Source organism: Polyangium sorediatum (genome assembly GCF_029946465.1).
GTDB classification, from domain to species: domain Bacteria; phylum Myxococcota_A; class Polyangia; order Polyangiales; family Polyangiaceae; genus Polyangium; species Polyangium fumosum.
Map to the genome: position 1 here is coordinate 1 of NZ_JARZHI010000159.1, position 2,965 is coordinate 2,965.

Here is a 2,965-nt window from a genome sequence, read left to right on the forward strand (position 1 = left end):
TTCCAGCGCGCGACCAGCCGAGCCCACTGCTTCGCCGTCCTCCGTGCCATCCGTCCTCCAGACGCGTTGAGGGCAGGGTGAACGGCTGGCGCGGGGGCTCCAAGATGTAGTTGGCCGGGCGCTTACGAATCCCGGGCTGACGCGCACCGCGTGTCGCTCGTCGACGACGATCTCCACGCCGCCACGGGCCAGAGGCGCGGCCTGCTCACGGGGCAACACGGCTTCGACGAGGTGAACGGGCAGGAACGCCGGAACCGACTCGGTGGGCGCGGTCGGCGCGTCCTCGATTGCTTCGCGTTTACGCAGCGACCAGCGCCACCAATGCAGGCTGTGCGCGTCGACCCCTACCTTCGCGCCAAACTCCCCCGCACTCAGGCCGCTGCGCTTCCAGCGCGCGACCAGCCGAGCCCACTGCTTCGCCGTCCTCCGTGCCATCCGTCCTCCAGATGCGTCGATGGCAGAGTGAACGGCTGGCGCGGGGGCTCCAAGATGTAGTTGGCCGGGCGCTTACGGTGTACCCGCAGTGCCAGAGAATTCGATGACGAGCTCGACTTTCCGCGCGAGGCCCACGCGTGGTGGCGTCATGCCGTAGTCGGGGATACGGCCGCGGCGGGGGGCGGCGGGGCGACGGTTCCTGCTCGAGGGTGAAATTGGCTGGTTATTTGCCCTAAGCGCCTTGCCAGTTCTTACCCACCCATGGCGCGACTGGCTGCCTGCTTCTTAAACAGATCAGCGACTTTGTCGCCTGAGCTCCCACGGAAGCCAACGATGCCCACGGCGATCTTATTGCTTGTCGCATCTAAGAGCTGATCTACGATCTCGGGAGTTTTTATGAACGAACCACAAAGCTCTATGAACTGAATGCCCTGATCAACCAGTTCCTTGGCGACGCTGATTGCGGTGGCATTATCAGGCACCGCCACTAGATGAGCTGAAACCCCATCTCCATTCACGACAAAGCGATTCTCGCGAGAGTCCGATCCTTCGGAGTGAAAGATGAAGGCCCATTTGATGTCCGACATGTCGTTCTCCTTTTTCATATAGGTCTCCGTTCTCAACGACTCGTGCTCTTCGTACCGAGCAGTTCATTCAGAGGTCTTTCGGTCATGGCAATGAGCAGGTTGCAGAGGGCTTCTTTGGATTTCTTCGAGATCTCAGTGATCCCCAGGCTTTCATTGACCCAAACGCCGTCCGCAGCCGATTGGATCAAGTAAATCTGCAGCGGCGGCAATTGATCGTTCATAAAAACATCTTCGAGAACCCTGTGGGCCTTGCTGTTTTCCCTCTTGAGGCGACTCATCACCTTGGGGTTCGCCAGTAGCACTTCAAAGAAGATACGGCTCATAGCGAGCGCTCTCTTGCGCTGGGACGGCGATCCCAGAAGCGCCACTTTGATGTACGCTCGGATATGCCGTCCTACCGGATTCGCGTCTTTCGAAGCCACTTTTTCAATTTCGCCGTAAAACCCATCCGTGGTTTTCTTGCCTAGCTCAAACAACAAATCGTCAATGGACTTGAAGTGGTAAAAGAACCCGCCTTTACTGAGCCCTGACGCCTCGATGAGGACATCCGTTTTGAAGTTACCGATTCCTCGAGCGAGCACGAGCTTTTCAGCCGCCTCAAGAATCTTCCCTTTCTGAGAAGGATAAGTACGAGCCGCCAAGCCAACCTCCAATTGCCTCAACCCGACCCGTCTTCGCAGATCAGATGCTGATACTATACTAACTAGTCTGTATAGTGTCAACGGCAGAAGCAGCAATTCCGCCATCCGGGCCCGGTGCTTCCCCGAACCTAAACGCCCCGGCGGTGCCGCTCTGTTGAGTTCTTGATTCTTGAGAGCCTGCCCACCTTGGGTCACAATGAAAGGCCCATGGAATCCCGCCACGCCGAACGCCGTCTCGTGCAGGTCGTGCAGGACCTCACCTCCGCGCGCTCGCTGGACGACGTCACCCGCCTCGTCCGCACGGCCACGCGCGACATCGCCGAGGCCGACGGCGCGACCTTCGTGCTCAAGGACGACGACCGCTGCTACTACGTGGACGAGGACGTGATCGGCCCCCTGTGGAAGGGCCAACGTTTCCCGCTGCAATCCTGCGTCAGCGGCTGGGCCATGCGCCACCGGCAGCCCGTCGTGATCGAGGACATCTACGTCGATTCCGCGCGTGCCGCACGACGCCTACCGCCCGACCTTCGTGAAGAGCCTGGCGATGACGCCCATCCGCCGCCGCGACCCGATCGGCGCGATCGGCACCTATTGGCGCATCGAACGCACGATCGCCCCGGACCGGCTGGAACTCCTGCAGGCCCTCGCCGACACCGCCGCCGTCGCGCTCCGGCAAGCGGAACAGATGGCGCGCCCGCGGTCATGCGCGGAGCCCGACGAGCGCAGGGTTCCACTTCACCAGCGCATCGAACATCATCTTCGCGTCAGTCTCTTGAAGCTCGCTCGGGCTGAAGACGATTTCGGGGCAGAAATCGGGTACTCGGCGAGGTGAGTGAGCGATTTCGGCGGGAAGATCGCGGGGTGCGCGGGTGCAGCAGGCGAGCTCGAAGCGGGCTGGATCCAGTGCACCTCGCCGGCGGCGTCCACGGCGAACACCAACAGGAACGCCGATCCCGCGGGGCCGAGGTTGACATACGAGACCGCGTAGGCCGTGTCCTTCGTCACCACCTCAGCCGCGGCGAGCGGCTCGAGGCGCTCGCCAGCGCGGTGGATGAAGATGCCCACGTCGCGCTGCAAGGACGCGGAGGCCACTCCGCCGCGCGCCGCGAAGAGGCCGGCGTCGTGGCTCATCGCGCGGGTCCCGATCCAGAACGCGGCCACGGCCGCCGCGGCCACGAGCGCTCCCAAGGGCGCCCATGGAAGGCGCCGCGCGCCCCTCTTTGCCGGAGCGTGCGCGGGCGGCTCGACCTCGATCCGGCGCATGATCTTCGCCACGGCGTCCGGCGACGGCGCGCCGTGTAC

The 2,965-nt window shown here is 62.7% G+C and carries 5 protein-coding genes and 1 pseudogene; 3 read left to right on the forward strand and 3 right to left on the reverse strand.

The genetic code is table 11. The features are described from left to right. The 3 genes from tnpA to QHF89_RS49710 form a co-directional block, all read right to left on the reverse strand. Positions 1-435 (reverse strand): IS66 family insertion sequence element accessory protein TnpA (gene tnpA, locus QHF89_RS49700; protein ID WP_284722020.1); only part of this gene is annotated, 435 nt, incomplete at its 3' end. A gap of 251 nt (positions 436-686) precedes the next feature. Continuing rightward, positions 687-1,040 (reverse strand): DUF6506 family protein, encoded by a 354-nt coding sequence (locus QHF89_RS49705; protein WP_284722021.1) that lies wholly within the window; start codon positions 1,038-1,040, stop codon positions 687-689. A gap of 14 nt (positions 1,041-1,054) precedes the next feature. After that, complete coding sequence (locus tag QHF89_RS49710; protein WP_136973411.1) at positions 1,055-2,074, reverse strand: TetR/AcrR family transcriptional regulator; 1,020 nt, start codon at positions 2,072-2,074, stop codon at positions 1,055-1,057. An 88-nt stretch (positions 2,075-2,162) separates the two neighbouring features. On the opposite strand from QHF89_RS49710, the gene QHF89_RS49715 reads away from it, so the two are divergent. The 3 genes and pseudogenes from QHF89_RS49715 to QHF89_RS49725 all read left to right on the forward strand — a co-directional run. Further along, entirely contained in the window at positions 2,163-2,495 is a 333-nt protein-coding gene (locus tag QHF89_RS49715) for a hypothetical protein (RefSeq protein ID WP_136973410.1), read from the forward strand. Further along, entirely contained in the window at positions 2,496-2,651 is a 156-nt protein-coding gene (locus tag QHF89_RS49720) for a hypothetical protein (RefSeq protein WP_284722022.1), read from the forward strand. Positions 2,652-2,720: 69 nt separating this feature from the next. Beyond that, positions 2,721-2,965: pseudogene (locus QHF89_RS49725) on the forward strand (hypothetical protein); the annotation flags it as partial.

What these genes read in the sequence shown, in the direction of transcription:
- QHF89_RS49705 (WP_284722021.1), bottom strand. Translation starts at nt 1,040, where the DNA reads ATGAAAAAGGAGAACGACATGTCGGACATCAAATGGGCCTTCATCTTT.